Consider the following 5,775-nt stretch of genomic DNA (forward strand, 5'->3'; position numbering starts at 1 on the left):
TTATGGGTTAAATATGCATGGATTTCATTTGAAAGAAAGATGCCATTAGATAAATTTTCTACATTGCTCGTAAATGCATTTATATTCCAATCAACAATATTTAAAAAGTTATTAATGGTGGTAGATACTTTGTTTTCTATTACTTTATTAAAATAAATGAACGTAAAAGGACCAATAACAAGTAAAGGTATTAGAGCTGAAAACAAAGCTAATAAGATAATTTTACGCTTGATTGGAGAGTCGATGAGTCTCATTAGTTTAGCCATTTGATTTCTCCAGTTTATGAATTTTTATCATAATTTGGTGATTTAAGAATCAATTCGTTCACTGTCCATCGGTCAATTTCAATCCAGTAAATTTTTTCTTATTTCGATTTAGATAATTAAACTCACGATGACCAAATTGACTTTAATCGATAGATATCCAGAGAGAGTAGTTTTACGTTCCCACCATTCGAAAACAATTCAAGACCGTCACTTTGTGAGTCTGGAAAGGTCAGATTGGTCATCGCAATTTCTCCATTATTTCCAAAAACATCAATAGTAGAACGATCCACAAAGACATTGAACTTTATTCGATTGTTTTGAGCTTTAACCGCTACACGATCTAAGGATGAAAATAATTCATTAAAAGAGGTTTCACCAGAGTTTCTTCTATCAATGCAGATCTCTTCTTTATCAACATTATAACCTAAGGCTTTGCCGTTGTCTGGGTTTCTCTGATTTACCTTACTCGGCGATCTGCCTTTTTTCATTTATTAACATCTTCATTCTTTCACTGCTCCTAAAGTCATTCCACTTACGATGTAGCGTTGTACGAAAAAGGAAAATTGTTAATGGCTATAATGGAGAAGTGAATTTATTATTGAACATAAAAGAATAGAAAAAGTTTTTTATGCTAAATATAAGAAATAAAATTGACACTTTTAAACCTATTATGACCATTCTAATTATCACAAGAATAAACAATGATTAAAAAAGATAAACAACAAGATAAGGGTATGTATCAAAATAGAAAGTAATCTCTATTTTGATACAACTCTTTTTTTCGTATATGAAGTACTTTCGAATTTGTATGAAAAATTTAGTTGATATTGAAACTTCTAAATATATATAACCTTTTCTAAAAAAGTTAGAATTTTAAAAAAATAAGATAAAAATTACAATAATAAGTGTAAAGAAGATTTGCAAAGCTGATGGGGGTGCATAAGGAAATAAAAGTTTAAGCATTTTTATTTCAAAAAATGTAATCGTTATCATTGAATTATAAAATTATTAGAAATCGGAGGAGAATGATCAATGAATGTTTGGCAACCAAATAGCCCATTAGGGGGACTACCATTTATTAAGAATGCAAATTCAAAACGTGAATCTAGTTACGATCGAACAGGGGAAATAGAGATTTTGATGTAGTGGAACCTGGTGCAACTGCTGTAATGGCTGTTATCAAAGGAGCTGGGTGCATAAAACATATTTGGATGACGACGAAATGCTATGCGCCTCAATACTTACCTTCATGGTACCGGGACAGAAGACTACTTTAATGCAGCATGGGGTTTTCCTAGTGGAGAATATGCCGGTCCTTATCATGGAGTATCTTTAGGCAGTGATGTACAAGAGCACTTTGGGAAGTGGAGCCTTTACCGTTTCCATATCGAAGATCCAATCCGTTTTAATAAATCTATCCGTGCAATGATAGAGCATGGCCATGCAAATGATCAAGCAAATGATTATTGATTATTCTAGTGTTGCTTATTGGTATCAACTTGAGCCTCATAAACCATTGCCAGAGCTTCCTCCAGTAAAAGAACGACTTCCTAGAAGATAGCCTGAACATGGTTTGTGGGATAGATAATTTAATATAAAAACCAAGGGGGCTGTATAAGATGAAGAAAAAAGGAATCCTAACAATTGTTTCTCTATTCTTAGTTTTATCTGTTTTTTTATCCGGTTGTTCGGAAGAAAAAACAGGAATTTCAGAATCAAAAGGTGATTCTAAATCCATTACCGTTCTTGTTGAGGGAGGAAGTCCCGCATTTAAAGTGGCAAAAGAAACAGCAGCGGAATTTAAACAAGAAACAGGATATGAAGTAAAAATTGAATCCGTGCCGTATACAGGAGTCTATGACAAATTAAAAGCTGAGGTAGCTTCTCAGGCAGGGGCTTTCGATGTTGCAACAATCGATATTCTTTGGTTTCCCGCTCTTGCTGGTGGACTTTTACCATTAGAAGGTTTAGTGACAGATAACGTTAAAAATGATTTGTTCCCAGGACTAATTGAAGGTGGAAGTTATAATAATAAAGTTTATGGAATGCCTGTATGGACTAATGCAAAAAATTTAATCTATCGAAAAGATTTATTTGAAGATGCAAAAAATAAAGCCGATTTCAAAGCAAAGTATGGCTATGACCTGCATCCTCCAACAACATGGGATGAATATAGGGATACTGCGAAGTTTTTCACTAGAGATACCGACAATGATGGAAAAATTGATTTGTATGGAACAACGGTATTTGGTGCGAACAATGGCGATGCAGTAGCTAGCTGGCTTGATCATGCAGCTCAAGCAGGTGCGAAACCATTGGTAGTTGGTGAAAATGGAAAAGTACTTGTCAATACGAAGCCGTATGTTGATTCTTTACAATTTTTAGTGGACCTTTTAAAGAAGGATAAATCTGTTCCACCAGGAGCACTTGAAATGGCGTCTGCTGAAACTTCAGAGTTATTTTGGAATGGGAAATCAGCAATGATGCTGGCATGGGGGCACTTTTATGTACCATCCAATGACCCTAAGCAATCAAAGGTGGCTGGAAAAGTTGGAAGCGCTCCAATGATTGGAGGGGCAGCTGGTATTGGTGCTGTACCGGGTCCATGGTATCAAGTTATCCCTAGTTCTTCCAAAAAACAAGAGATTGCCAAAAAGTACCTGAAATTCATTTATGGTAAGAATGAATTATTTATGAAAACCTTAGGGGTTGCAGCAAGAAAATCTGTTTTTGAACATTATAATTCGAAAAAGGGGTTTGAGCATTTGAAACCGCTTATGACTACATTAAGTGGACCACAAACGCAAAATCGACCTTCTATTAAGGAATGGCAGCAAATCGAAAGTGAAGCACTAATCCCAGCCGTGCAATACGCACTTTCAGGAGAAAAGACACCACAGGAGGCACTTGATTGGGCAGCTAGTGTAATCAAAGATCTATTACCTCCACAATAAATGAATGTTTTTGAGAGAACCTAATCATGGAACCGTTTATCCCATGATTAGGTTCCTATCAAAAAGTGTAGTTTAACAGATTAATAGAAAGGAGCGGTTTTCATGAGAATGAAAAATGGAGCATTATCCACCATGTTTTTCTTTCCCGCAGGTATCTTTATGTTGGTGTTTCTGGTTTATCCAATCTTTCTTTTAATCAGAGACAGTTTTTACAAGATTGATTTAATTAATCCTTCATTAAGAGAATTTGTCGGTTTTGCTAATTATACAAGTTCTTTGACATCCCCGCGTTTTTTAAAAGCACTTTGGAATACAGTGGTATATATAGGAGTTGCGGTTGGTATCGAATTTATCTTGGGTCTTATCCTTGCTTTGCTTCTAAGTAATGCGTTTAAAGGAAGCCAATTTATTCGGACACTTTTGTTAAGTCCGCTAATGCTGGCACCTTTAGTTACTGGGTTAATTTGGAAGTTTATGCTTAATGATCAATTCGGGATTATTAACTGGGGGCTTTATAAACTGGGGCTACTCTCTGACCCACATCAAATACTTTGGTTATCCGACTCCCATTTTGCCCTCTATTCTACGATTATTGCAGACATCTGGTTAACAACACCTTTTATAATGCTTGTATTATTAGCTGGTATTAAAGGAATCCCCATTAGTTTATATGAATCGGCTGAAATCGATGGAGGAAATAAATGGCATAAGTTCCGTTATATTACGTTTCCGTCTCTGATCCCGGTAGCAACAGTAGCTTTATTAATTCGAATTATTGATGCTGCAAGAACCTTTGATATTGTGTGGGTACTTACACAAGGGGGGCCAGGTTTTTCTTCCGAAGTGCTAAGTACATATATGTATAAGACATTGACACGTTATGGACAGGTTGGGCAGTCTAGTGCAATGGCAGTAATATTTATCATCATTTTATTAGTCCTAAGTTCTTTCTTCATTACAAAAATGTGGTCTCCTAGGAAAAGACATGGATAAGGATATGAGAGGTGAAAGATGAATGGCCCACATGCCAATAAAAGAAACAATCGTTGAAAAACCCGCATTGTTCGCTAATTTTTATTTTAAACATAAAATTTGGACGTTAATTATCTTTTTGGTTACATGCTTACTGGCTTTATTATTCTTAGGTCCGTATATCTATCTATTATTAACGTCATTAAAACCGTCCGCCGAGGCAGTTACTGCACCACCGAGTTTATGGCCCTCGAAATTTTCGCTAGAAAATTATAAAAACATGCTTAACACCTTACCAATAGGGAAATATTTTTTAAATAGCTTAACTACTGCAGGTGCTAGTACCATTTTAAGTGTGCTCTTTGGTGCAATGGCTGCTTATGGAATCTCCAGGTTCTCTTCGGTTACTGGGAATTACTTTTTATTATTTACGTTAGTAATAAGAATGGTGCCCATGATTAGTATTGCTATACCGATGTATATGATTATTAAAAGTATGGGCTTAATTGATACGCATTTTGCCTTAATATTGGTGTATACCAGCTTGAATGTTCCATTTGCCATTTGGTTAATGATTGGTTTTTTTGACTCGGTTCCTAAAGAATTTGATGAAGCGGCCAGGGTGGATGGATGCAGTTGGATTGGTTCCTTTATACGAATTATTCTTCCGGTTTCACTCCCTGGACTGGCAACGACGGCTATCTTTACTTTTATGTTGGCATGGAATGATTTCTTGTTCTCATTACTCATGACCAGTACGAAAGCAAAAACGGCTACAGTGGGAATTTCAGAATTTTTAACAGCTTATAATCTTGATCTGGGACCAATGACAGCAGCTGCCATATCATTTAGTCTACCCGTTATGATATTTTCCTTTTTCGTACAACGCTACATCGTAAGCGGTATGACTTTAGGAGCAGTGAAAGAATGATGATGAAAATGTATAAAAAAAGGTAGATCGCGGAGTGAGGTAAACTTAGGTTCTATGTTACGAGTATTGGAGAGTTATTAATTGATTTTTCTTAAACAAAAATGCTGATGATGAGACTATATCTTTTGTTCGGAATCCCGGTGGAGTACCAGCAAATGTCCTGGCTGTACTAGACAAATTTCATAGGGGGGCAGCGTTTATCGGAAAATCTTTGGATATGTATCGATTAAAGTCAATTTTGTAAACTTGAGTTAGAAATCTATATCGAAATAGCTAAAAAGTTACTGGATTGTATTTATCATTTAACCGATGGACATTGAATGAGTCGATTCTATATCACCAGAGTAAGAGTTACAGAATAAAAATTCTTAAACTGGAGAAACTACATGGCTAAACTAATGAAACTCATAGACTCTCCAATCAAGCGTAAAATTATCTTATTAGCTTTGTTTTCAGCTCTAATACCTTTACTTGTTATTGTTCCTTTTACGTTCATTTATTTTAATAAAGTAATAGAAAATAAAGTATCTACCACCATTAATAACTTTCTAAATATTGTTGATTGGAATATAAATGCATTTGGAAGCAATATAGAAAATTTATCTAATGGCATCTTTCTTTCAAATGAAATTCATGCATATTTAACCCATAA

7 protein-coding genes are annotated in these 5,775 nt (G+C 35.2%); 5 read left to right on the forward strand and 2 right to left on the reverse strand.

Annotated elements, in window-relative coordinates; translation table 11 throughout:
• A partial coding sequence (locus COD92_RS30660; RefSeq protein WP_141561164.1) for a hypothetical protein occupies positions 1 to 266 on the reverse strand: 266 nt, incomplete at its 3' end.
• Between the two features lie 122 nt (positions 267 to 388).
• Positions 389 to 754, reverse strand: a complete 366-nt coding sequence (locus tag COD92_RS30665; protein ID WP_098996826.1) for a glycoside hydrolase family 32 C-terminal domain-containing protein — start codon at positions 752 to 754, stop codon at positions 389 to 391.
• Between the two features lie 739 nt (positions 755 to 1,493).
• Between COD92_RS30665 and COD92_RS32420 the strand changes: the two genes are divergently transcribed.
• The 5 genes from COD92_RS32420 to COD92_RS30690 form a co-directional block, all read left to right on the forward strand.
• Positions 1,494 to 1,736 carry a DUF2961 domain-containing protein gene (locus COD92_RS32420; protein WP_255295313.1) on the forward strand — a complete coding sequence of 81 codons (243 nt, stop codon included), beginning with the start codon at positions 1,494 to 1,496 and terminating at the stop codon, positions 1,734 to 1,736.
• A gap of 149 nt (positions 1,737 to 1,885) precedes the next feature.
• Positions 1,886 to 3,220: an ABC transporter substrate-binding protein gene (locus COD92_RS30675; RefSeq protein WP_098996827.1), complete on the forward strand. Its 1,335-nt coding sequence runs from the start codon at positions 1,886 to 1,888 to the stop codon at positions 3,218 to 3,220.
• A gap of 102 nt (positions 3,221 to 3,322) precedes the next feature.
• Positions 3,323 to 4,213: a carbohydrate ABC transporter permease gene (locus COD92_RS30680; RefSeq protein ID WP_098996828.1), complete on the forward strand. Its 891-nt coding sequence runs from the start codon at positions 3,323 to 3,325 to the stop codon at positions 4,211 to 4,213.
• Between the two features lie 22 nt (positions 4,214 to 4,235).
• Positions 4,236 to 5,123 carry a carbohydrate ABC transporter permease gene (locus COD92_RS30685; RefSeq protein ID WP_255286699.1) on the forward strand — a complete coding sequence of 296 codons (888 nt, stop codon included), beginning with the start codon at positions 4,236 to 4,238 and terminating at the stop codon, positions 5,121 to 5,123.
• A gap of 386 nt (positions 5,124 to 5,509) precedes the next feature.
• On the forward strand, positions 5,510 to 5,775 hold a 266-nt coding region (locus tag COD92_RS30690; RefSeq protein WP_141561165.1), incomplete at its 3' end, for a hypothetical protein.

It is taken from the genome of Bacillus sp. AFS037270 (assembly GCF_002585305.1).